This window comes from Microbacterium sp. Se63.02b, from assembly GCF_014171575.1.
In the GTDB taxonomy this organism is placed as follows: Bacteria; Actinomycetota; Actinomycetes; order Actinomycetales; family Microbacteriaceae; genus Microbacterium.
In genome coordinates this window covers 1,401,654-1,423,842 of the sequence record NZ_CP050453.1, presented here as the reverse complement: position 1 = coordinate 1,423,842, position 22,189 = coordinate 1,401,654, and the positions used below count along the sequence as shown (strand labels likewise).

General features: G+C 67.6%; 25 protein-coding genes and 1 pseudogene. 12 read left to right on the top strand and 14 right to left on the bottom strand.

Annotation, left to right across the window (positions count from 1 at the left end; all coding sequences use genetic code 11):
• Positions 1-13: 13 nt before the first annotated feature.
• Positions 14-2,058, bottom strand: a pseudogene (locus G4G29_RS07065) (ABC transporter ATP-binding protein).
• Positions 2,059-2,225: 167 nt separating this feature from the next.
• On the opposite strand from G4G29_RS07065, the gene G4G29_RS07060 reads away from it, so the two are divergent.
• Positions 2,226-3,704 (top strand): MDR family MFS transporter, encoded by a 1,479-nt coding sequence (locus G4G29_RS07060; RefSeq protein ID WP_183152297.1) that lies wholly within the window; start codon positions 2,226-2,228, stop codon positions 3,702-3,704.
• A gap of 34 nt (positions 3,705-3,738) precedes the next feature.
• Here the strand turns inward: G4G29_RS07060 and G4G29_RS07055 are convergent, their stop codons facing one another.
• Positions 3,739-3,885, bottom strand: a complete 147-nt coding sequence (locus tag G4G29_RS07055) for a hypothetical protein (protein ID WP_183152296.1) — start codon at positions 3,883-3,885, stop codon at positions 3,739-3,741.
• Between the two features lie 84 nt (positions 3,886-3,969).
• Here G4G29_RS07055 and G4G29_RS07050 point away from each other — a divergent pair, with 84 nt between their 5' ends.
• The gene (locus G4G29_RS07050) at positions 3,970-4,563 is read left to right on the top strand and encodes a 1-acyl-sn-glycerol-3-phosphate acyltransferase (RefSeq protein WP_183152295.1); all 594 of its coding nucleotides are present in this window, start codon (positions 3,970-3,972) and stop codon (positions 4,561-4,563) included.
• 22 nt (positions 4,564-4,585) lie between these two features.
• On the opposite strand, the gene G4G29_RS07045 is transcribed toward G4G29_RS07050, so the two are convergent.
• On the bottom strand, positions 4,586-4,789 hold the full coding sequence (locus G4G29_RS07045) for a hypothetical protein (RefSeq protein ID WP_183152294.1): 204 nt from the start codon (positions 4,787-4,789) through the stop codon (positions 4,586-4,588).
• Positions 4,790-4,860: 71 nt separating this feature from the next.
• On the opposite strand from G4G29_RS07045, the gene G4G29_RS07040 reads away from it, so the two are divergent.
• On the top strand, positions 4,861-5,397 hold the full coding sequence (locus G4G29_RS07040) for a DUF6328 family protein (RefSeq protein WP_183152293.1): 537 nt from the start codon (positions 4,861-4,863) through the stop codon (positions 5,395-5,397).
• Positions 5,398-5,403: 6 nt separating this feature from the next.
• On the opposite strand, the gene G4G29_RS07035 is transcribed toward G4G29_RS07040, so the two are convergent.
• Positions 5,404-5,949 carry a DNA starvation/stationary phase protection protein gene (locus G4G29_RS07035; RefSeq protein WP_183152292.1) on the bottom strand — a complete coding sequence of 182 codons (546 nt, stop codon included), beginning with the start codon at positions 5,947-5,949 and terminating at the stop codon, positions 5,404-5,406.
• 108 nt (positions 5,950-6,057) lie between these two features.
• On the opposite strand from G4G29_RS07035, the gene G4G29_RS07030 reads away from it, so the two are divergent.
• From G4G29_RS07030 to G4G29_RS07015, 4 genes are all read left to right on the top strand, one after another.
• The gene (locus G4G29_RS07030; protein ID WP_183152291.1) at positions 6,058-6,549 is read left to right on the top strand and encodes a GNAT family N-acetyltransferase; all 492 of its coding nucleotides are present in this window, start codon (positions 6,058-6,060) and stop codon (positions 6,547-6,549) included.
• A gap of 107 nt (positions 6,550-6,656) precedes the next feature.
• Positions 6,657-6,956 carry a Fe-S cluster assembly protein HesB gene (locus tag G4G29_RS07025; RefSeq protein ID WP_183152290.1) on the top strand — a complete coding sequence of 100 codons (300 nt, stop codon included), beginning with the start codon at positions 6,657-6,659 and terminating at the stop codon, positions 6,954-6,956.
• Positions 6,957-7,189: 233 nt separating this feature from the next.
• Entirely contained in the window at positions 7,190-7,747 is a 558-nt protein-coding gene (locus G4G29_RS07020) for a hypothetical protein (protein WP_210274250.1), read from the top strand.
• Positions 7,748-7,812: 65 nt separating this feature from the next.
• Positions 7,813-8,157, top strand: coding sequence for a LysR family transcriptional regulator (locus G4G29_RS07015; protein ID WP_183152288.1), 345 nt, complete (start codon positions 7,813-7,815; stop codon positions 8,155-8,157).
• Positions 8,158-8,161: 4 nt separating this feature from the next.
• Here G4G29_RS07015 and G4G29_RS07010 read toward each other — a convergent pair whose 3' ends face one another.
• From G4G29_RS07010 to G4G29_RS07000, 3 genes are all read right to left on the bottom strand, one after another.
• Positions 8,162-8,731 (bottom strand): alpha/beta hydrolase, encoded by a 570-nt coding sequence (locus G4G29_RS07010; RefSeq protein WP_183152287.1) that lies wholly within the window; start codon positions 8,729-8,731, stop codon positions 8,162-8,164.
• Between the two features lie 154 nt (positions 8,732-8,885).
• The gene (locus G4G29_RS07005; protein ID WP_183152286.1) at positions 8,886-10,547 is read right to left on the bottom strand and encodes an ABC-F family ATP-binding cassette domain-containing protein; all 1,662 of its coding nucleotides are present in this window, start codon (positions 10,545-10,547) and stop codon (positions 8,886-8,888) included.
• A 26-nt stretch (positions 10,548-10,573) separates the two neighbouring features.
• The gene (locus tag G4G29_RS07000) at positions 10,574-10,912 is read right to left on the bottom strand and encodes a hypothetical protein (protein WP_183152285.1); all 339 of its coding nucleotides are present in this window, start codon (positions 10,910-10,912) and stop codon (positions 10,574-10,576) included.
• A gap of 114 nt (positions 10,913-11,026) precedes the next feature.
• Between G4G29_RS07000 and G4G29_RS06995 the strand changes: the two genes are divergently transcribed.
• Both G4G29_RS06995 and G4G29_RS06990 read left to right on the top strand, forming a co-directional pair.
• Positions 11,027-11,482, top strand: coding sequence for a hypothetical protein (locus G4G29_RS06995; RefSeq protein WP_244632486.1), 456 nt, complete (start codon positions 11,027-11,029; stop codon positions 11,480-11,482).
• A gap of 197 nt (positions 11,483-11,679) precedes the next feature.
• Entirely contained in the window at positions 11,680-12,759 is a 1,080-nt protein-coding gene (locus G4G29_RS06990; RefSeq protein WP_210274249.1) for a DUF5677 domain-containing protein, read from the top strand.
• 62 nt (positions 12,760-12,821) lie between these two features.
• Here the strand turns inward: G4G29_RS06990 and ychF are convergent, their stop codons facing one another.
• Entirely contained in the window at positions 12,822-13,895 is a 1,074-nt protein-coding gene (gene ychF / locus G4G29_RS06985) for a redox-regulated ATPase YchF (protein WP_183152283.1), read from the bottom strand.
• Between the two features lie 66 nt (positions 13,896-13,961).
• A complete protein-coding gene (locus G4G29_RS06980; protein WP_183152282.1) occupies positions 13,962-14,702 on the bottom strand; it encodes a class I SAM-dependent methyltransferase in 741 nt (246 codons plus the stop codon).
• A gap of 59 nt (positions 14,703-14,761) precedes the next feature.
• Here G4G29_RS06980 and G4G29_RS06975 point away from each other — a divergent pair, with 59 nt between their 5' ends.
• Complete coding sequence (locus G4G29_RS06975; protein WP_183152281.1) at positions 14,762-15,370, top strand: 3'-5' exonuclease; 609 nt, start codon at positions 14,762-14,764, stop codon at positions 15,368-15,370.
• A gap of 61 nt (positions 15,371-15,431) precedes the next feature.
• On the top strand, positions 15,432-16,706 hold the full coding sequence (locus tag G4G29_RS06970; protein WP_183152280.1) for a DNA recombination protein RmuC: 1,275 nt from the start codon (positions 15,432-15,434) through the stop codon (positions 16,704-16,706).
• Between the two features lie 10 nt (positions 16,707-16,716).
• Here G4G29_RS06970 and G4G29_RS06965 read toward each other — a convergent pair whose 3' ends face one another.
• Positions 16,717-17,007 (bottom strand): hypothetical protein, encoded by a 291-nt coding sequence (locus tag G4G29_RS06965; protein ID WP_183152279.1) that lies wholly within the window; start codon positions 17,005-17,007, stop codon positions 16,717-16,719.
• Positions 17,008-17,186: 179 nt separating this feature from the next.
• Positions 17,187-18,173 carry a class II fructose-bisphosphatase gene (glpX, locus tag G4G29_RS06960; RefSeq protein WP_183152278.1) on the bottom strand — a complete coding sequence of 329 codons (987 nt, stop codon included), beginning with the start codon at positions 18,171-18,173 and terminating at the stop codon, positions 17,187-17,189.
• A gap of 184 nt (positions 18,174-18,357) precedes the next feature.
• On the opposite strand from glpX, the gene fbaA reads away from it, so the two are divergent.
• Entirely contained in the window at positions 18,358-19,386 is a 1,029-nt protein-coding gene (gene fbaA, locus G4G29_RS06955) for a class II fructose-bisphosphate aldolase (RefSeq protein WP_183152277.1), read from the top strand.
• A 174-nt stretch (positions 19,387-19,560) separates the two neighbouring features.
• On the opposite strand, the gene G4G29_RS06950 is transcribed toward fbaA, so the two are convergent.
• The 3 genes from G4G29_RS06950 to G4G29_RS06940 all read right to left on the bottom strand — a co-directional run bounded on the left by G4G29_RS06950 (position 19,561) and on the right by G4G29_RS06940 (position 22,135).
• Positions 19,561-20,013, bottom strand: coding sequence for a DUF6264 family protein (locus G4G29_RS06950; protein ID WP_244632485.1), 453 nt, complete (start codon positions 20,011-20,013; stop codon positions 19,561-19,563).
• Between the two features lie 248 nt (positions 20,014-20,261).
• Positions 20,262-21,053, bottom strand: a complete 792-nt coding sequence (locus tag G4G29_RS06945) for an IclR family transcriptional regulator (protein ID WP_183152276.1) — start codon at positions 21,051-21,053, stop codon at positions 20,262-20,264.
• 2 nt (positions 21,054-21,055) lie between these two features.
• Positions 21,056-22,135 carry a 4-hydroxy-3-methylbut-2-enyl diphosphate reductase gene (locus tag G4G29_RS06940; protein ID WP_183152275.1) on the bottom strand — a complete coding sequence of 360 codons (1,080 nt, stop codon included), beginning with the start codon at positions 22,133-22,135 and terminating at the stop codon, positions 21,056-21,058.
• Positions 22,136-22,189 lie beyond the last annotated feature (54 nt).

Below are 22,189 nucleotides of genomic sequence, written 5' to 3'. Positions count from 1 at the left end.
CGCCGGACGGCGCTCACGGCTCCGGCGGGTAGATCCTCTCGTCCGGGCGCGGCTCGGCGAGCAGCGGCACGGCGGCGGTGATCGCGGCGACGGCGTCGGCGCCGGCGGAGTCGACAGGGGCCCTGTCCGCCCGCCGGTCGGTGAACGCTGCACGACCGTCTCCGACCAGCGCCTGCTCGACGGAGGCCTCGGTGTCGAGCACCCGCGAGGCCGCGACCTGTTCGGCCGCGAGTTCCGCATACAGCCCCCGTGCGCCAGGAGTTCGGCGTGTGTGCCCGACTCGACGATGCGTCCGGCCTCGAGCACGTGGATCACGTCGGCGCCCATGACCGTGGAGAGCCGGTGTGCGATGGACAGTGTCGTGCGCCCCTTCGCCGCTTCGTCGAGCGCCTCCTGCACGACCCGCTCCGACACGGTGTCGAGCGCCGACGTCGCCTCGTCGAGCAGCAGGACGGGTGGGTCCTTGAGCAGGACCCTGGCGATCGCGATGCGCTGCTTCTCGCCCCCGGAGAGGCGATAGCCGCGTTCACCGACCACGGTGTCGTATCCGTGCTCGAACCCGGCGATGATGTGGTGGATGTTGGCGGCCGTGCACGCCGCGATGAGCTCGTCCTCGGTCGCGTCGGGCTTGGCGTACCGCAGGTTGTCGCGGATCGTCGCGTGGAAAAGATAGGTCTCCTGCGAGACGATCCCCACGTGGTCGATGATCGACTCCTGGGTGAGCGTCCGCACGTCGGCGCCCGCGAACAGCACGGCCCCGCCCTTCGCCTCGTAGAGCCGTGGGGCGAGGTAGAGGATGGTGGTCTTCCCCGCACCGGAGGGACCCACGAAGGCGACGTGCGTGCCAGGCTCCGCGATGAACGAGACACCGTCGAGTGTCGGCCGCGCGTCGGGCGACGCGTCGGAGTAGCGGAAGACGACGTCGGCGAACTCGATGCGCCCCCGGGGGCCCGGCGCCTCGTCGACGGAGATCGCGTCGGCCGCGTCTTCGATCTCGGGAACCAGGTCGAGGTACTCGAAGATGCGGGCGAAGAGCGCGGACGAGGTCTGCAGATCGAGCGAGACGCGCATCAGCCCCATGAGCGGCATCAACAGGCGCGCCTGCACGGTGGTGAACGCGACCACGGTTCCCGCCGTGATGGCCCCGCTCCCCCCGGCGATCAGATAGCCCGACACCAGGTAGATCACTGCGGGGACGCTGGCCATGAGCACCTGGACGACGGCGAAGAACCCTTGCCCGCTCATCGCCCTGCGCACCTGGAGCACCACCTGGTTGCGGTTCTCGGCCTGGTAGCGCTCCGACTCCGTGCGCTGACGGTTGAACGCCTTGGACAGCAGCATCCCCGACACGCTCAGCGTCTCCTGCGTGATGGAGGTGAGCTCCGACAGCGACTCCTGCGTCTCGCCGGCGATCCGTGCGCGCACCTGACCGACCTTGCGCTGCACGAAGATCAGGAACGGCATCATGACGACCGCGATGAGCGTGAGCCGCCAGTCGATCAGGATCATCGCGACGAGCGAGGCGACGACGGTCACGACGTTGCCGAGGATGCTGGTGACGGTATTGGTGAGCACGCCGGACACCCCGCCGACGTCGTTCTGCAGCCGCGACTGGATGACGCCCGTCTTCGTGCGGGTGAAGAATCCGAGCTCCATCGCCTGAAGGTGCTCGAACAGCTTCACGCGGAGATCGCCGGTGACGCTGTTGCCGACCGTCGACGTCAGCCAGGTCTGCGCGACGCCGAGGACCGCGGAGAGCAGGAAGAGGCCGATCATCGCGCCCACGAGCCACGCCAGCAGTTCCAGGTGCGGACCTCCCCCCGCGACGGGGAACAGCGCATCGTCGAAGATGCGCTGCACGATCAGCGGCGGGATGACGGCGATCGCGGCTCCCGCGACCACGAGGATGCCCGTGAACAGGATGCGCCAACGGTACGGACGGAACAGGGAGACCACGCGTGCGCCGAGACCGCTGATGCGCGGTGCCTCTGCGTTCAGCTTCCGCTGCGCGTCTTCATCGACCCCGCGGAAGCCACCGCCCCGTTGTCCACCGCCCATGCTCATGGCGCCAGCGTACTCAGCCTCGGCGACATCGAGGCGGTGCGCATCCGCCCTCAGCGGATTTCTGTGAGTTCGGAATGAAATGTCGTCGGTCGCCGTTACGCTGAAGGACTCTTGCGAACTCTCGCGATACTTCCGTTTCATCTTCGCCCAGGAGGCCGCCCATGTCTGCCGTCGATACCGGCTCGCTCTCGACGACCCCCGCACCGGCAGGGGGCGAGATCCCCCGCAAGGACATGCGCGTGATCTGGCTGCTGCTCGTCGCCGCCTTCGTCGCCATCCTCAACGAGACCACGATGGGGATCGCGATCCCGCATCTGAACGCCGACCTCGGCATCCCGCCGGAGCTCGGGCAGTGGCTGACCAGCGCGTTCATGCTCACCATGGCCGTCGTGATCCCCACCACCGGGTTCATCCTGCAGCGCTTCACGACGCGACAGGTCTTCATCGCCGCGATGATCGCGTTCTCGCTGGGTACTCTCGTCGCCCTCGTCGCGCCCGGCTTCGGTGTGCTGCTGGTCGGCCGCGTGATCCAGGCCGCCGGTACCGGCATCATGATGCCGCTGCTGATGACCACGATCATGAACGTCGTCCCGCCGCAGTCCCGCGGACGCATGATGGGCCGCGTCGGCCTCGTCATCTCGCTGGCCCCTGCCCTCGGCCCGACCATCGCCGGCGCGGTGCTCGAGACGCTCAACTGGCGGGCGTTGTTCGCGATCATCCTCCCCATCGCGCTCATCTCCCTGTTCATGGGCGTGAAGTGGATGACGAACCTCGGCGAGACGCGCGTCGCTCCCCTCGACGTCCTCTCCATCCCTCTCGCAGCGCTCGGCTTCGGCGGCATCGTGTTCGGCCTCAGCCAGTTCGGCGGCGAGGGAGGGTCGGGCGAGACCACCGGCATCATCGCTCTGGTCGTCGGCGCCATCTCCCTCGCGCTGTTCGTCTGGCGTCAGCTCGCCCTGCAGCGCGTCGACGACGCCCTGCTCGACCTGCGTGTGTTCCGCTCGATCAACTTCACGTTCTCGGTGGTCATCATGACCATCCTGGCGCTGTCGATGTTCGGCACGCTGACGCTGCTCCCGCAGTACCTCCAGAACGTCGCGGGGCTCAATCCGCTGGAGTCGGGTCTGATCCTTCTCCCCGGCTCCGTGTTGATGGGTCTGCTCGGTCCGGTGATGGGGCGGCTGTACGACGCTCGCGGCACACGCCCGCTGCTGATCCCCGGCACGATCCTGGTGTCGGCCGCGCTGTTCTTCTACTCGACGGTCGGCGAGCACACGGTCTGGTGGGTGCTGATCATCGTGCAGGCGGCCATGTCGGTCGGACTCGCGATGTCGTTCACTCCCCTGTTCTCCGCATCGCTCGGTTCGCTGCAGCGCTCGTTGTACTCACACGGTTCCGCCGTGCTGAACACGCTGCAGCAGGTCGGCGGGGCAGCCGGTGTGGCCCTGCTCACGGTCACCTACTCGGCGATCCTGCACGCGGGCGAAGACGAAGGACTGTCGCAGGCCGTCGCCGGCGCCCCGGGGGCGCGCATGGCGTTCCTGATCGCGGCGATCATCTCGCTTGCAGCGGTGGCGCTGAGCCCGTTCGTCCGTAAGCCCGCCGACGACGCCGGCGAAGGCTTCCACGGAGGTCACTGACCGCGCAGAGCTCGCAGAAGACGGCGTCTGCCGCTTACTCGGCCTTCGGGGCGGGGAAGTGGCAGACGCCGTTGCTGCAGTAGCCTGCGGCGTCGCCTTCGAGCAGGTTCAGAGCATCGGGCAGCGGCTGCAGCCCGGAGGGCGCATCCTGCTGCACGGAGTCCTGCTGCGTCTTCTTCATCCCTCGATCGTACGCCTGCGGAGAGGCGGTGGCGCCGCACCGGCCGCCAGCGGATCGACAGCCGTTCTCCTCTACGGTTGATCCATGCTCAAACGAACCCTCGCCCGCGTGTTCTGGGCGTTCAGCAGATGGACGCTCGCGAGTGAGGCGGCACCGACGCGACCCACCGTGCTGGTCGGCGCCCCGCACACGTCGAACTGGGACTTCGTCTTGATGCTCGCCATCGCCTGGCGGCTCGACATCGACGTGCATTGGCTCGGCAAGAAGAGTCTCTTCCACGGATGGCGAGGTCCGATCATGCGCAGGCTCGGCGGAATCCCGGTGGATCGCGCGGATCCCGCTCGCGTGGTGAAAGACGTCGTCGGACAGGTGCATGCGGGTACGGTCTTCGGGCTGGTCGTCACGCCGGACGGAACCCGTGGCGGCAACGAGTACTGGAAGTCGGGCTTCTACCGGATCGCGCGCGAGACGGGCATGCCGGTGACTCTGGGGTTCGTCGACCGGACGACGATGACGAGCGGTCTCGGCCCCACCCTCGATCTGACGGGTGATGTCGCGGCGGATATGGACCGCATCCGCGCCTTCTATGCCGACAAGGCCGGGGTACGCCCCGAGCGCCGCACCGAGCCGCGCCTGCGCGAGGAGACCTCTGCAGCGACGCCGCCAGAGGGAGCCTGAGTCCGTCGCGACCGACGAGCGATCAGCCCGACTCCCCCGCATGCGATCGCGCGTATGCGAGGTCGTCTTCGGTGAGGGACTCGACCATCCCGACGACCGCGCCCGTGATGACCCGGATCTCCTCCCGCACGGCCTCGCCGAGGTGGGGTGAATCACTGTCGAGCACGTCCTCGCGTGCGTCATCCGACAGCTCGGACCACCATTCCCTGAGCGGTGGAAGCGTCATGGGGTAGCTCCTTTCGATCCGTCGTCGCAAGAGTCTGGACATCGTCCGAGAAACGGCACGACACTGTGTTCATGACTTCGGAAGGACCGCGCGAAGAACGCGACATGGACGACCGCGTCGACGGTCGCGACGAGACGGCTAACGAACGGGCGGACCGGAACTGGGACGAGCTCCTGCAGGAGCTGCGGGTCATGCAGACCGGAACCCAGATCCTCACGGGCTTCCTCCTGGCCGTCGCCTTCCAACCGCGGTTCACCGACATGGACGCCCTCCAGCGCGACGTGTACGTCGTGCTGGTCGCCCTGGCGGCCGTGGCCACCATCCTCGCTCTCGCACCCGTCGGGATGCACCGTGCGCTGTTCGGACACCGTCGCAAGCCCGATCTCGTGCGCATCGCGGCCCGGATCGTCAGGATCGACCTCGTGGTGATCGGTGCTCTGACCATCGGCGTGACCACTCTGATCGTCGACTTCACGGTCGGCCGCATCGCGGGGATCATCGCGCTCATCGCGGCACTGATCCTCGTGGTGTCGCTGTGGGTGGCGCTGCCCCGCGTGATGCGGGGGAGGCCTCTCTCCCGCGGGGGCGGATCACGCCCCCGCGGATGAGAACGCTCAGCGTCCGGCGGGGCTCCGGTTCTCGGCGCTCACCATCCAGGCGAACTGCTCGAGCCGCTCGATGATGGCGTGCAGGAGATCCGCCGAGGTCGGGTCTTCCTCGTCGACGGCGTCGTGCACGTCTCGCACGGTCGCCACAGCCGCCTCCAGACGCGCCGTGACCAGGTCGATGGTCTCCGTGGTCGACACCTCGCCGGCGGGGAACTCCGGAAGAGAGCTCGTCTTCGCGATCGTCGCGCTGCGACCGTCGGGCACGGCGTGCAGCGCCCGCATGCGTTCCGCGATCGTGTCGCTGAACGCTCGAGCGTCGTCGATGATCTCGTCGAGCTGACGGTGCGTGTCGCGGAAGTTGCGGCCGACGACGTTCCAGTGCGCCTGCTTGCCCTGGATCGCGAGATCCAGCAGGTCGACGAGGACCGACTGCAGGTTGCTCGCGAGAGTGGAAGAGGCGGTGAAGCCCTTCTCCGCGTTCTGCTGCCTGGTCGTCTTGACCGCGCCCTTCGACGCGCTGCCGCTCTTCTTGGTGGTCTTGCTCTCAGCCATGGTGTGTCCTCCTGCGCACGACGCTAGCCCGCGCCCTCCGACGGATCGAGGGGGTTGACACCGCACGCGCCAGCCCCGAATGTGGCACAGGATCAGAAAGGCGCAGAAGTGACGGACGACCAGAGCAGAGACTCCTCGGAGATCGTGATCTCCCCCCTCAGCGAGGCCGACGCCGGCGAAGTGCTGACCGTTCAGCGCGCGGCCTTCGTCTCGGAGGCGAAGATCTACGGAAGCGTGGACATGCCGCCGTTGACACAGACACTCGCCGAACTCGAAGCGGAACTCCGCTCGGAGTCGGGTTTGGCGGCGCGGATCGACGGGCGCCTGGTGGGCGCGATCAGGTTCGTCGAGAAGGAGGACATGCTCCTCATCGGACGGATCGCGATCGCCCCGGACGTCCAGGGCGAGGGCGTCGGGCGCATGCTGCTGGAGAGCGCGGAGAGGTCCTCCAGTGCAGGGATCGCCGAGCTGTTCACGGGGAGCCTGAGCGAGGCGAACATCCGTCTGTACGAGAGATGCGGGTACGAGGAGCACGAGCGCGTCCCGGATGGCGACGGCACCGCGCAGGTGTTTCTCCGCAAGAAGCTGCGAGCAGGGTAAGAGCCTCCTCCGAATCCGCGCAAGGGGGTTGAGCGGGTCGCCGGTGTCGGGCATCGTAGCCCGGACATGTCGCGACCGCGGCATGCCCCAACCGGAAGGAGAGTCTCGTGCTCACCCTCACCGACAACGCCTCCGCCATCGTGACGACCCTCGTGAGTCGTCAGACCGATGCGCCGGACGCCGGCCTGCGCATCCACTCGACCGCACCTCAGGACGCGGAGGGCGGTGCGCGCCTCGCCGTGCTCGTCACCGCGGATCCGGAGCCCCAGGACCAGGTCGTCGAGATCTCCGGCACCCGTCTCTTCCTCGACGAGTCGGCCGTCGCCGCGCTCGACGACAAGATCCTCGACGCGGGTGTGGACGACGAAGGGTCCGTGTCCTTCGCGGTCCTGCCGCAGGTCGCCTGACCGAAGGATTCCGGATGCCGCGGCCGCTTCGGCCGCGGCATCCGTCGCGTCTGCACATCACGATTCAGGGACGACGTCGCGTCGCGTCTCGGATGCCGCGACAGGGCCCCTAGCATCTGACCATGCGACGTCCTCTCACACCGACGCTGGTGCTTGCCACCTCGGCGCTCCTTCTCCTGGGTTGCGCTCCGGCCGCGCCCGCAGCTCCGACCCCGACAGCAGAGCCGACCCCGATGACCACGTCGTCCTCGCCCGCTCCGACGCCTGAGGTCGACCCGCAGATGGTGGTGTCGCTCGACGGGATCACCGCCACCGATGCGTCCGGCACGAGCAGCGCCGACTACGACGACCCCACGGCGCTCCTCGCGCTCCTCGAGAAGTCGACCGGAGAGCTTCCCGAACCGGAGACCGTCGAGATCTTCCCCGGAGAGCCGTCGACTCTGCAGCGCTTCGACTGGGATGGTCTCTCGGTTCTCGCGGACAGCAAGCGCGATAGTCCCGCCTCCCTCACCATCACTGCCGCGGACATCAGCGGAATTCCGGTGAGCACGGCTGAGGGTCTCCGCGTCGGCTCGACCAGGGCGGAGCTCGTCGACACCGGCGCCTGGGCGCTGACCGACGACCAGGATGCGGCGACGGCGACCGACCTCGGCCTGGGAGGGCAAGAGGTGCCGGGCACACAGTCGCTGACGCACCCCGGGTCCGTCGGCATCCTCTTCACGCTGTTCGTCCTCGAGGGCGATACGGTGACGCGCATCCTCGTCCCGTCCAACGACTTCAGCGACCTCTGAGCCGACAGCGCACCGCGTAACCTGGAGCGTGCCTACACTCCAGGGCACACCGTCGAAGGGTCACCGTGAAGATCTCTCTGCTCCGCCGTTTCGTCGTCCTCGCCGACGAACGGCATTTTCCTCGGGCGGCGGAGAAGCTCGGCATCCCCCTGGCGTCGTTGTACACCTCGATCGACAAGCTCGAGGCGGAGGTGGGGCATCCGCTCGTGCACAGAGACGGTCAGACGCGTCTGACCCACGTCGGCGAACTCTTCCTCGAGGAGGCGAGGGCCGAGGTCGCCACAGCTCCCGAACCCGTGAAGAGCGCTCCTGCCCCTCGCGGTGGCAAGGCGAAGGCATCGAAGGGCAAGGGCCGCGCGCCGGCGGTGAAGGGACAACCGAAGCCGTACAAGAAGCGGCAGGGCCGCTAGCAGCTCAGTCCCAGTCGAGGTACTCCTCGATCACGACCGCCGTCTCGATCGGGTGCGTCATCGGGAACAGGTGCGCTCCCCCGTCGATGCTCTTCACGCTCGCCCGCTCCGGGGCCGTCGCCTGCAGACGCTCGCCGTTGACGAACGGGGTGTCCGCGTCTTCGGTGCCCTGGATGATCAGGACTGGCATCACGGGGGCGAGAGGGGTGTCGTCGTCTTCGACGCCGAGCAGCGCCAGACCGTTCACGCGGTCGGTGTGGGCGACAGCGAATGCCCGTGCGATCGTGCCCCCGAAGCCGTGGCCGCCGATCCAGGTGTCGCCGAGGCCGACGTGGTCGATCACCGCGAGCGCATCTTCGACGCGTTCATCGATCGACGCGTCGGCGCCGTCGGCACGGTGGCCGATCCGCACGACGTGGAAACCGGCCTCTTCGGCGAGGTAGTGCGCCACGACACCGAGGACATCGGCTGCCACATCGCGCTCCTGGATCAGCACGAGCTTCACGGGCCCGTCACCCTCGTCGACGAAGGGGATCGCGCGGCCGTCGGGCTCGAAGATCTGGGTCTCGGTCATCGGCGTCAATCTCCTCGTGCCGTCGGTGTCAGGTACGCAGGCGGACGTTCACGGCGGGCGTCAGCGACCGACCGCGGCGCGAACCGCCATGTTCCAGCGTATCCCGCGCGCAGGCCGGCCGCTCGACCCCGGTGTCACCTGCACGGACGCGTGGTCAGAGCTCTGCGACCTGCCCCGCCTCGACGCGCCAGTGTCGGTCGGTCTTCACGGTCGCGAGCATCCGCCGGTCGTGCGTCACGAGCAGCAGGGTGCCCTCGTAGGATTCGAGGGCCTGCTCGAGCTGTTCGATCGCGGGCAGGTCGAGGTGGTTGGTCGGCTCGTCGAGCACGAGGAGGTTGATGCCGCGCGCCTGGAGCAGCGCCAGTCCTGCCCTCGTGCGCTCGCCCGGCGAGAGCTCGTCGACGGCGCGGGTCACGTGATCGGCCTTGAGCCCGAACTTCGCGAGGAGGGTGCGGATCTCGGCCGAGGCCATCTCCGGCACGAGATCCTCGAAGGTCACCGCGAGCGGCTGCGAACCCGCAAGCAGCGCCCTGGCCTGATCGATCTCGCCGATCTGCACGCTGGCGCCGAGGCTCGCCGTCCCCTCACTGGGATCCTGCCGACCCAGCAACCCTCGAAGCAGCGTCGACTTGCCGGCGCCGTTCGGGCCGGTGATGCCGATCCGCTCCCCCGCGTTCACCTGGAGCGACACGGGCCCGAGCTGGAACGAGCCCTGACGGAAGACCGCCGACCTCAGGGTCGAGACGACCGAGCTGGACCGCGGCGCAGAGCCGATCGTGAACTCGAGCTGCCACTCCTTGCGCGGCTCCTCCACCTCGTCGAGCCGCGCGATCCTGCTCTCCATCTGACGTACCTTCTGCGCCTGCTTCTCGCTGGACTCGGCAGATGCCTTGCGCTTGATCTTGTCGTTGTCCGGCGACTTCCTCATGGCGTTGCGCACACCCTGGCTCGACCATTCGCGCTGCGTGCGCGCTCGCGCCACGAGGTCGGCCTTCTTGTCGGCGAACTCCTCGTACTTCTCGCGCTGATGCCGGCGAACCGTGGCCCGTTCCTCCAGGTAGGCGTCGTAGCCCCCTCCGAACACGCGGTTGCTGCCCTGGGCGAGGTCGAGCTCCAGCACCCTGGTCACGCACCGCGCGAGGAACTCCCGATCATGGCTCACGACGACAACGCCGCCCCGGAGCCCGCGGACGAAGGCCTCGAGCCGCTCAATGCCGTCGAGGTCGAGGTCGTTGGTGGGCTCATCCAGCAGCGCGATGTCGAACCGCGAGAGCAGCAGCGCCGCGAGGCCGACGCGTGCCGCCTGTCCGCCGGACAGCGAGGTCATCATGGCCGCAGCAGGATCTTCACCGAGGTCGAGTCCGAGATCGGCCAGCACGACGGGGAGCCGTTCGTCGAGGTCGGCGGCACCGCTGGCCAGCCACCGCTCGAGCGCGGCCGAATAGGTGTCGGCCGGATCCGTGCCCGGGGCCGCGAGCGAAGGGTCGCCGAGAGCGGCGGCTGCGGAGTCCATGTCTCTGGTCGCTGCCGCGCAGCCGGTGCGGCGCGCGATGTAGTCGACGACGCTTTCGCCGGCGATGCGCTCGTGCTCCTGAGGCAGCCAGCCGACGAACGCGTCAGCGGGAGCGAGCCTGACCGTGCCTGCCTGTGGCTCGTCGACGCCGGCCAGCAGTCTCAGCAGCGTCGACTTCCCCGCGCCGTTCGCACCGACGAGGCCGACGACGTCGCCGGCCGTGACCGTCAGGTCGAGAGAGTCGAACAGTGTGCGGTGGCCGTACCCGCCGGCCAGCCCTTGGGCCACGAGAGTTGCGGTCATCCGTCAATCCTCTCAGCCGCAGGGCATCAGAACGTCCCGATGCTGAATCCGCCCGAGAACAGCACGGCCCCGAGACCGACGACCGCGAGACCGACCAGAAGCACGTAGGCGACGACACGCACACCGGCAGCGGTCGGGCGCCCGATGGCGGGGAAGGCGATCAGGACGACGGCGGGGATCAGCATCAGGCCTCCGAACAGGAGAGCTGGAGCGACTCGGACATCGGGGGCAGGGCACGGGTTCGCCAGGGCGCACAGCGTGGGGATTCCCTGAGCCATCCACAGGAGCAGCCAGGTGACGAGCAGGATCGCGAGCGCGGGAAGGATCTCCCGGTACCCGCGGCGAGGAACGTGAGCATCTTCCACGGGGCCAGTATGTCAGCGCTGCGATCCTGATGGACGACGTCGCCCACTTCCGCAGGGCGGACTGCAAGAATGACACCCATCTCATCACCCACCCATGAGAGGACAGCCCGCACCATGGCACGACGTCTGGCGAGCCCCCAGTCGATCCGCGCCTCTCGGGACGGCCTGGTCCACGAGGCCACGGTCGCGTGGCGACTGACCGACGACCACCGCTGGGCCGTGACGATCTCCGGTCGGGCGTTCGGCACGGCTGAGGCCGTCGCCGACGACGCCTTCGAGGCGCTCTGCATCGTCCGTGAGCAGCTCGAACCCTATGGTTGGCGGATCGGCGTCGCGGGCGCACAGGTCGATGTCTGGCCGAGCGGCATGGCGCGTGACCAGGGCGGCGGGTTGAAGGTCTACCGCATCACGGCCGAGCACGTCGAGGATCTCGTCGACACGTTCGAGCCGGTCGATCCCTCGACAGCGACCACAGTGGCCCTCCAGCGAGCCGAGACCGATCGGATGCTCGATGAGATCCGTCGGCGACTCAGCGCCCGCGCCGACGCACATCCGCTTTCGAGCGACTAGTTGTTGAAGCGGGACTCCACGACATAGTGAAACAACCTCTGGTGCTCTAATCCTGTTCGATTCGCAGAACACGAACTTCGAAGTTGCGGCCCCGAGCGGGAGCCTCGTCGACCACGAACACACACGTATGGGACCGGCATACTTCAGGCATGAGCACATCTCCAGGCGCCGGACGGTCAGCCAAAGCAGATCAGGTAATGGACCTGGCCGAACTCGAGAGAGAACTCTTGAGAAAACTCTCGCAGAGAGTAACAGGGAGTGTCACGTCCTACAGACGTCGAACTCCGAACGCTGACCCACGCGAGAAGGCGCGCGACTTCCTTGAGAATCTCGACTGGCACCTTCCAGAGGACCTCGCGGAGCTTGGCTCGGCGGCTCGCGCAATCCCAGACCTGGTGAGCGACTCGGTAGCTGGGCTTCTAGACGAGTCAATAGACTTCGTCGCGGCCTATCTGTCGATCTGCGGTCATGTGCTGGCATCCGCCGGCACTCGCTGGCTTCAGCAGGGACGCCCGCGTCGGAAGGCGGAGGCTTTGGCAGGACTGCTCCAACGGGCCATGACCGCAACTAACGAAACCTTCGCACTGCTCGAACGCGGATTTCCCGACGGAGCCGAAGCCCGCATGCGGACCGTCGTGGAGCTCGGTGTGATCGCGACGTTCATCGAACGAAGCAGCACGGAGATTGCACGACGATTCGAGGCAAGTCACCATGTGGAGATGTGGCGCCGCAAGGAGGACGGTCATATTCGGGGCCTTTCTGACGAGGCTTCTCAAACAATAGACAGGCAGTATCAGCGCGTGATCCGGCAGCATGGCGTCTCAATGTCCAAACCATACGGCTGGGCATCGCCCGCCTTCGACGACCGTCGCGTGACCTACGCAGACATAAGCAGAGCGTACGGAAACGACGATGCAAGCTCCCGCTTTTCGAACGCCAGTCACCACGTCCACGCCTCGCACAGTGGATCGGTGAAGTCAGCAGTCGCGGACTCCTCGGGTGTCTTCCTCCATGGCCCAAGACCTGTGGGCTTCTACATGCCGGCGTACGAGTGCATGGATAGCTTGAATCAGAGCGCCACGGCCTTCCTCAGGGCCGTCATGAGCTCGAGGCGGCACGTAGAAATTGTCTACTGGACGGAGTTGCTCCATTACACAATGAAAGAAGCCCAACTGCAGATCACGTACGCGCAAGCCATGGTTGACCCCGAGTGGGCACGGCGGTCGATGGCCAAGTTGCCGGAGCTGGACATCGCCAATATCTTGCGTCGGAACTAATCTCAGGCGTCCGCCCTCGGATCATGTTGTCCGCGCGCCACTCGGATCATGTCGTCCAGACCTCAGTTGTTGAAGCGGAACTCCACCACGTCGCCGTCCTGCATGATGTAGTCCTTGCCCTCGAGACGGGCCTTGCCCTTGGCGCGGGCCTCGACGACGGATCCCGTCGCGACGAGGTCGTCGAACGAGACGATCTCGGCCTTGATGAAGCCCTTCTCGAAGTCGGTGTGGATCACACCCGCCGCCTGGGGAGCCTTGGCCCCTTGGGGGATCGTCCACGCACGCGCTTCCTTCGGCCCGGCGGTGAGGTATGTCTGCAGACCGAGTGTGTCGAAGCCGATACGCGCGAGCTGGTCGAGACCCGACTCGTCCTGCCCGGTCGATGCGAGGAGCTCCGCCGCATCCTCGGGGTCGAGGTCGATGAGCTCCGACTCGATCTTCGCGTCGAGGAAGATGGCCTTCGCCGGCGCGACGAGCGCGGCCAACTCCGCCTTGCGGGAGTCGTCGGTCAGCACGGCCTCATCGACGTTGAACACGAAGATCACGGGCTTGGCCGTCAGGAGTCCGAGCTCGCGGATGGGTGTCAGATCGATGCCCGCAACCGAGAGCAGCACGCCGCGCTCCAGAGCATCCTTCGCCGCGTTCGCGGTCTCGAGCACGACAGGCTCGATCTTCTTCCCGCGCACTTCCTTCTCGTACCGGGCGATCGCCTTGTCGACGGTCTCCAGGTCGGCGAGCATGAGCTCCGCGTTGATCGTCTCCATGTCGGATGCGGGATTGACCGCACCGTCCACGTGGACCACGTCGTCGTCGGCGAAGCCCCGCACGACCTGCGCGATGGCGTCGGCCTCGCGGATGTTCGCGAGGAACTTGTTGCCGAGCCCCTCGCCCTCGCTGGCGCCGCGCACGATGCCGGCGATGTCGACGAACGACACCGCTGCGGGGAGGATCCGCTCACTGCCGAAGATCTCGGCCAGCTTCTCGAGCCGCGGGTCGGGGAGGTTCACCACGCCGACGTTGGGCTCGATCGTCGCGAACGGATAGTTCGCCGCGAGCACGTCGTTCTTGGTGAGAGCGTTGAAGAGGGTGGACTTGCCGACGTTGGGCAGGCCGACGATGCCGATAGTGAGAGCCACGGGGCACGAGTCTACCTGGCCGGAGCTGCGCGGCCCTGCGGAACGCTGTGCGTCCCGCGGCCCGCGTCAGTCGCGCACGGCGCGGAACGCCCGAGTCATGTAGGGCAGGTCGACCGTACTGTCGTCGTCCAGGCCGATCTCGTCGAACAGCTCATCCATCTCCCGCCGGATCCGCGCCTTCTCCGCGTCGGATGCCGTGATCACGTAGCTGCGCGATGAGGCCATGCGGTGGAGGTGCTCCCTGGTGATGGGGCGCGCCCACTCCCACGAGCGTTCCTCGAGCGCGCCGAACGGGGCAGCGACCTCGGGGCCGCCATCCGCGAGCATGATCTCGGCGTTGCTGCCGTGCATGATCTCGGTCAGGCGACGCACCCACTCGATGCGGTCGTCCCTGATGTTCCAGATCAACCCCAGCACTCCCCCGCTGCGCACCACGCGACCCACCTCACGGGAGCCGGCGACCGGCTCGACCCAGTGCCAGGCCTGTCCGAGCACGACGGCGTCGAGGCTCGCAGCGGGAAGCGGGAGCGATTCCGCCGTCCCGGTGAACGTCGGCACGCCGGGCACAGTGGAGCGGTGCATCGCGAGCATCTGCGGATCCGGGTCGATAGCGACGACCTCGGCTTCCGGCGCCGCGGCGAGGACTCGCGTGAGCTTGCCCGTCCCTGCTCCGACATCGGCGATACGGCGCGAGTCGGGCGGCATCCGCTCCAGCATCCATGCCACCGCGTCGAACGGATACTCGGGTCTGCCGACCTCGTAGTCTCCCGCCTGCGCGCCGAACGACGTCGCCATGTCTTCAGCCATGCCGCCAGCCTACGGCGAGTCTGCCGCCCGCTCGCGGACGACGGAGGGAGAGTGGAGACGTGCCACTGGACTTCACTGCGATCGACTTCGAGACCGCGAACTCCAGCCCCGCCTCCGCTTGTTCTGTGGGACTCGTCCGGGTGCGCGGCGGCGAGGTCGTCGCGATGACCGGATGGCTTATCCAGCCTCCGCCCGGACACGACGAGTTCCAGGAGTGGAACGTGCGCATCCACGGGATCCAGCCGGAGGATGTGTCGACGGCCGCCACGTGGGTCGAGCAGTTCGACCGTCTCTGTGCCTTCGCAGGAGCCGACGTCCTCGTCGCCCACAACGCCGGCTTCGACCTCAACGTCCTGCGCCGCGCCTCCGAGGCCACGGGACAGATATGCCCGCCGTATCGCTCGCTGTGCAGCCTCCAGGTCGCCCGCAAGACCTACGAACTCGACTCCTACCGTCTGCCCAGCGCCGCGGCCGCGGCCGGATTCGCCGAGTTCTCCCACCACGATGCTCTGGCCGACGCGCGCGCCTGCGCACAGATCGTGATCGACGCGGCGTCCAGAGCCGGAGCCGCCGACGTGTTCGCCCTCGCCGACGCTCTGAGCCTGCGCGTGACCGCCCCGGTCGCGCCGGCCGCGGTCGCACCCGCCTTGGAACGCGCGGTCGCCTGACGCCCCGCCCCTCGCAGCGCGCCGACCTCCGAATGTCGGACGCCGGTCGCATCATGAACACATGGATGCACTCGTTCTCGTTCTCGCACTCGTCGCGCTCGCGTCGGGCGTCGCCCTGGGGTGGTTCCTGCGCGCGGGGCGCGGTGCAGCAGAGCTCGCTCGCAGCGAGGCCGAGTTGGCGGCGGCGCGCGACGACCGCGACCGTCAGTACGACCTCTATCGCGATGCGGTCGAGCACGCACGCAACGAGCAGCGCGCCGAAGCGCAACGAGTACAGCAGCAGAACGCGGTGCTGACGGCCCTCGCTCCCGTGCGGGAGAGCCTGCAGGAGATGCAGAGCAAGGTCACCGCGATCGAGCGCGAGCGGCATGCGCAGTTCGGCACCCTCGAAGAACAGCTGCGGCGTGCCCAGGAATCGGACGAGGCGCTTCGCGCGACCACGGAGTCGCTCGCGGGGGCGCTGCGCTCGACAGCGACCCGCGGCGTGTGGGGCGAGACGCAGCTGCGGCGCGTGGTCGAGGCTGCCGGTCTGACCCGACACGTCGACTTCGACCTGCAGTCGACGATCTCGTCGGATCGCGGCCAGGGGCGCCCCGACATGGTCGTGCGCCTCGCGGGCGGCAGCTCGATCGCGGTCGACGCGAAGGTCCCGCTCGACGCCTATCTCGAGGCATCTGCACTCCCCGCGGCCGATTCGCACGAGCCGCAGCGACGCACCCTCCTGCAGAAGCACGTCAAAGCGGTCCGAGCGCACGTCGACGCGTTGGGGAAGAAGGCGTATTGGGCGGGACTGGAGGCGAGCCCCGAGTTCGTGATCTGCTTCCTGCCGAGTGAATCGCTGCTCGCCGCCGCGATCGACGAAGACCCGACACTTCTCGACTACGCGTTCAGCAAGCGCGTCGCCCTCGCTTCACCCGTGAATCTGTGGGCCGTGCTGAAGACGGTCGCCTTCACCTGGACGCAGCAGGAGGTGTCGACCGAAGCCCGCACGCTGCTCGCCCTCGGCACGCAGCTGTACGACCGGCTGGGCACCCTCGCCGGCCACGCCGACGATCTGCGGCGTGCACTGGAGCGCACGGTCGACAGCTACAACCGGTTCGCCGGTTCGTTGGAGACGCGGGTGCTCGTGACCGCCCGGCAGTTCCCCGGCATCGATGCCTCGGCACTGTCGAGTGCGTCGCCTGCCACAGCGGGAACCGGACGGCGATTCACCGCGCCCGAGCTGATCGGCGATGAGCGGCCACACGAAGACACGATCGACGAAGCGGCCGTCACGACCCCGGAACCGGTACGCGCAGACGTGGGCGAGGTGCGCAGGCGCCTCGACGAGGTCTAGAGCCCGATGATCAGGCGATTCCGGGCACGCCGCTGAGCAACAGGATCACCAGACCGCTGGTGGCGAGGAACGCTCCGATCATCCACCAGGCGCTGATCTCGTGGCCCTCGTCGCGGCGGACGCGGAACAGCACGTCTGCACGACGTGCCGGGTCAGCGATCGCGGCAGGCGGAGTCGTCACCGGCGGAGTGCTCGCTGCGCCGGCCTCGGTGTCGGCGCTCACCCGGAGAATACGTCCCGTGTTCGTCGTGATGATCTTCGTCGCGGCGGCCTTCGAGCCGCTCGTGTGCTGCGTTGTCATCCGTTCGCCCTCCTGTGCCTGCGGTGCCTGACGGCTCCGTCGACGGCGACAAACCCAGTGACAATTGTGACACGATGCTCCGGAAAGCGTGGATCACGCCACTCCGCGCGGGTACCGGCTCGATAACGATGGCACACCGCACCGCTGCGATCAGCGCGATGCAGAACGCGCCGGAGTGCTCAGAGCCACTTCGAGACGAGGTGCTCCGATGCGATGCGACGCAGGGTGCCTGAAGCTCCGCGGAGGACGACGCTCTCGGTGTACACGTAGCCGCGCTCACGGCGGACACCCGCGACGAGCTGACCGTCGGTCACGCCGGTCGCGACGAAGATCGTGTTGTTCCCCTGCACGAGATCGTCGGCCTCATAGACCTTGTCCATGTCGAGCCCGGCGTCGATGCCACGCTGACGCTCATCGTCGTCACGCGGCCAGAGGCGTCCCTGGATGTGTCCGCCGAGCGCCTTGATGGCGCAGGCCGTGACGATACCCTCGGGACTGCCGCCGACGCCGACGCACATGTCGGTGCGCGCATCGTGACGTGCGGCGTTGATCCCGCCGGCGACGTCGCCGTCGCTCATGAGTCGGGTGCCGGCGCCCGCGTCGCGGATCTCCTGGATCAGCTGCTCGTGACGCGGCCTGTTCAACACGGACACGACGATCTCATCGACCGGCTTGTCGAGAGCACCCGCGAGCTTGCGGATGTTCTCGCCGATGGGAAGGCGGATGTCGACGACGCCGACACCGGCAGGGCCCGTCACGAGCTTGTCCATGTAGAAGACACTCGAGGCGTCGAGCATGGTGCCGCGGTCCGAGACCGCGATCACCGAGAGAGCGTTCTGTCGACCGGCAGCGGTGAGGGAGGTGCCGTCGATCGGGTCGACCGCGATATCGCACAGGGGTCCGCGCCCCGTGCCGACGATCTCGCCGTTGAAGAGCATCGGGGCGTTGTCCTTCTCGCCCTCGCCGATCACGACGCGTCCCTGGAAGTCGACCGTGCCGAGGAACGCACGCATCGCGTCAACGGCCGCGCCATCCGCAGCTTCCTTCGCACCGCGCCCGATGAAGGGGACCGCACGGATCGCCGCCGCCTCTGTCGACCGCACCAACTCCATCGCGAGGTTGCGGTCGGGACGAAGCGGGCTCAGATCAGCAGTCAGACTCACCATGCGGTCAGCCTACCGATCGGCGCGCGCGAACCATCCCGTTTTCGGCCTCGGCAAGACGAAGGAATCGCGATTCTTAACACCAACGCAGAAGCACCAGCGCGTCGACGTCGTCCATCCCGCGGTATCACCGCGCGCGCCCCGATAGAGTGGCTCCTGTCCCGGCTTCCCTATCGCAGGAGTTCTCATGCCCGTCGCCACCCCGGATCAGTACGCCGAAATGCTCGACCGCGCGAAGGCCGGCGGCTTCGCGTATCCCGCTTTCAACGTCTCGAGTTCGCAGACGATCAACTCCGTCCTGCAGGGCCTCACCGAGGCCGGCTCCGACGGCATCATCCAGGTCACCACGGGTGGCGCGGACTACTTCGCCGGTCACACCGTCAAGGCACGCGCCACGGGTGCGCTCGCGTTCGCACGCTTCGCGACCGAGGTCGCCAAGAACTACCCGATCACCGTCGCGCTGCACACCGACCACTGCCCGAAGGACGCCCTCGCCGGCTTCGTCGAGCCGCTGATCGCCGCTTCCGAGGAAGAGGTCAAGGCCGGTCGCAACCCGATCTTCCAGTCTCACATGTGGGACGGCTCGGCCGTTCCCCTCGCGGAGAACATCGAGATCGCCAAGGATCTGCTCCCCCGCATGAAGAACATCAACGCCATCCTCGAGGTCGAGATCGGCGTCGTCGGCGGCGAGGAGGACGGCGTCCAGCACGAGGGCTCGAACGAAGCGCTCTACACGACGTTCGCCGATGTCGACCAGGCCGTGCAGGCCCTCGGTCTCGGAGAGCAGGGCCGCTACATCGCCGCGCTCACCTTCGGCAACGTGCACGGCGTGTACAAGCCCGGCGGTGTGAAGCTCCGCCCGGAGCTCCTCGGCGAGATCCAGGCGGAGGTCGCCGCGAAGTACAACACGGGCCCGAAGCCGCTCGACCTCGTCTTCCACGGCGGCTCCGGCTCGACCGACGAGGAGATCGCCCTCGCGGTCGCGAACGGCGTGATCAAGATGAACATCGACACCGACACGCAGTACGCCTACACGCGTGCGATCGCCGACTACATGTTCAAGAACTACGACGGCGTGCTGAAGGTCGACGGCGAGGTCGGCAACAAGAAGCAGTACGACCCGCGCGCCTGGGGCAAGATCGCCGAGACCGCGATGGCCGCCCGCGTCGTCGAGTCGACCCGTCAGCTCGGCTCCTACGGCCAGTCGAAGAGCTGACCGACAGGACACACCAGAAGGGGTTCGGCTGCCTGCCGGGCCCCTTCTACGTTCTCCGAGGGTCCGCACCGACCGGCGGCCTCGCCTCAGATCAGCGCGTGGTCATCTGTTCGATGTAGGCGATGAACGCCGGATCGCCCATCATCGGCACGGAGATGCAGATCGTCACGATGATCATGGTCGCGAACGCGCCGACGATCGGCAGCCACCACGTGATGCGACCGCGGCGCAGCCGCCGGATCGACAGCGCAGCGGTGATCGACCAGCCGACCGCGAGCACCACCGCGGCGACGGTCCCCAGACCCTTCCCTGTGCGAAGTTCGTGAACTCCCCCTCGATGCCCAGGATCGTCATCGTCTGGTTCAGCACCGTCGGCAGGTCCAGATACGACAGACCGGTGATGACGATGTTCACCAGGCCGTAGGCGAGCAACGCGAGCGTCACGAGACGGTCGACCGGGTGCGGACGCGCAGATGAGGCCGTCGCATCCTGCGCTGTGATGACGGCTGGGGCGACAGGAGGCGCTGCCGGCGCGACGGCGACCTCCTCGAGCGGCGGCAGGCTCGCGGCCCGTCGCTGTTCCTCGGGAGTCGCGAGTTCACCGTACTGGGGCCGCTGATCGGTCATCCCGCCATGCTAATCGCACCGGCTCAGGGTGGCTCACAGCGGCGATCAGGTGAGAAGCGTGCGGAAAACGATAGCGGCCCCGGAGAAGTGGGGACTCCTCGGGGCCGCGGACGTGAAGCGCTGGGGACGCTTCTCATCCAGATTGACCACCGGCGCTGGGGACGCCTGGGGGTGATCAGTAGCGTTCATGTATGCCGCTACTCTCCTGATCATAGGAAAACGCATGCCCGAGCACCAGGGCCGTATCTTCAGATAGTGAACTCCGCGCCGTCGGAGCCGGCATCGAAGGAGTCGGCGCCCAATTGCAGCGAGAGCCGCTGCGCTGCACGCTGCAGCGTCGACACGAGGCGACGGTCGACGACCGCGAGATCGGCAGGCAATGAGATCGCGAGCGAAGCCGTGACCCCCGGGGCGATCACGGGGACCGCGACGCACGTCGCACCGACGACGTACTCCTCGTGATCGACGGCCCACCCCGGCGAATGCTCGAGCTGCGTCAACAGGGTCCTGCGATCGCTGATGGTGCGCGGTGTGAGCTCCTCCAGACGGTGCCGGGAGAGGTAGTCGAGGCGCTGATCGTCCGGTAGATCCGCGAGGATCTGCTTTCCCAGGGCCGTCGCATGGGCGCTGGACTGCAGACCGACCCACAGTTCGACCCGGGGGTTGCGGACCGCGTCGACGATGTCCACCAGGTGCATCTCGCCGTCGTCGAAGCGGGAGAGATACGCGGTCGCGCCGAGATCCTCCGTGACGTCGCGCAGAGCCGAGCGCACACGCGCCAGGAACACTCCCCGCGAGTCCAACTGGGTCTGGAACGAGGGGAACCGGGAGCCGAGCACCAGCCCGTCCGGTTCGGCACTCAGATACCCCTCGTGGATGAGGGTGCGCACGAGGTTGTACGTCGTGCCCGGCGTGAGCCCCGTGATCGCCGCCAGCATCTTGGCCGGAAGCGGACGAGGCGAATTGGCGACGATGTCGACCAGCCGCAGCGCGCGCTGCACCGACCCGATGAGGGTCGGCTCCGCTTCCGCGGCGCTCAACGCTACGCGCCTCCTCCAGTGGCACGACCGCCGAGTGCACGATCGTCGCGCTGGCCGGAGGCGTCATGACGAAGTTCCTTCGGGAGCGAGAACATGAGGTCCTCTTCCGCCGTCTTCACCTCTTCGACGTCGCGGTACCCGGCGTCGCCGATCGCATCGAGCACTTCGCGCACGAGGACCTCCGGCACCGACGCCCCGCTGGTGATGCCGATGGTCTCGACACCGTCGAGCCACGCCTGCTGGATCTCCTCCGCGTAGTCGACGCGGTATGCGGCCTTCGCGCCGTACTCGAGAGCGACCTCGACCAGGCGCACGCTGTTGGAGGAGTTCGACGAGCCGACGACGATCACGAGGTCGGCGCCGGCTGCGACCTTCTTGATCGCGACCTGACGGTTCTGCGTGGCGTAGCAGATGTCGTCGGACGGCGGGTTGTGCAGGTCGGGGAAGCGCGTGCGCAGGCGGTTGACCGTCTCCATCGTCTCGTCGACGGAGAGGGTGGTCTGCGAGAGCCACACGACCTTGCTGGGGTCCTTCACGACCACCGTGTCGGCCTCGGCCGGAGAGTTCACGACCGTCACATGGTCGGGGGCCTCGCCTGCGGTGCCTTCGACCTCCTCATGCCCGTCATGGCCGATGAGCAGGATCTCGAAGTCGTCCCGCGCGAAACGCACGGCTTCGCGATGAACCTTGGTCACCAGCGGGCATGTGGCGTCGATCGCATGCAGTCCGCGGTCGGACGCCGCGTTCACGACGGCGGGCGAGACACCGTGTGCACTGAAAACGACATGCGCACCCTCCGGCACCTCGTCGACCTCCTCGACGAAGATCGCCCCCTTCGCCTCGAGCTCGGTCACCACGTGGATGTTGTGCACGATCTGCTTGCGCACGTACACGGGCGCTCCGTAGCGCTCGAGCGCCTTCTCGACGGCGACGACAGCGCGGTCGACACCGGCGCAGTAGCCGCGCGGTGCGGCGAGCAGAACCCGCTTGCGTCCGACCACCGGGTTATCCTGAAGCCGTCCGGCCGCCGCACGTACACGTGGGAGCCGCGGGATGGGGAGATGAACAGCAGTCGAAGTCACCCCTGAATTCTACCGCCGCACGGCTGTGCGAGGCCGGGGAGACTCCGGCAGGAA